The sequence below is a fragment of the Intestinimonas butyriciproducens genome (assembly GCF_016901775.1).
Taxonomy (GTDB): Bacteria; Bacillota; Clostridia; order Oscillospirales; family Butyricicoccaceae; genus Pseudobutyricicoccus.
In genome coordinates, this window is the sequence record NZ_JACJKW010000051.1 from 1 (window position 1) to 456 (window position 456).

At 43.4% G+C, this 456-nt stretch carries 1 protein-coding gene; it reads left to right on the forward strand.

Annotation, left to right across the window (positions count from 1 at the left end):
* Positions 1-318, forward strand: a 318-nt coding sequence (tnpA, locus tag H6A25_RS12535; RefSeq protein WP_204752454.1) for an IS200/IS605 family transposase, incomplete at its 5' end; no start/stop codon positions are given.
* Positions 319-456 lie beyond the last annotated feature (138 nt).

Here is a 456-nt window from a genome sequence, read left to right on the forward strand (position 1 = left end):
GTAGAAATCATAGAGGCAGAAGCATGTGTCGATCACATTCATATGCTGGTCAGTATACCGCCTTACAAAAGTGTAGCACAATTTGTGGGAACGCTCAAGAGCAAGAGCGCACTGATGCTATTTGACAGACATGCAAATTTAAAGTATAAATATGGAAATAGAAATTTTTGGTGTCGAGGGTACTATGCTGATACAGTAGGGAAGAACGCCCGAATCATCGGAGAGTACATTCGTAATCAGCTGGAAGAAGACTTTACATCGGACCAGATATCGATCAAAGAGTACAGAGACCCGTTTACGGGTGACAGGGTGAAATAAGGCAAAAAAGACAGCCACTGTTAGTGGCTGCCTGAAATTGTGATGCGATAACAAACCCTCAGTACCCCTTATAGGGGTCAGCAAGTACTGACCCCTATGGGGTCTGAGCAAACCACTAGTTTACTAGTGGTTATGATT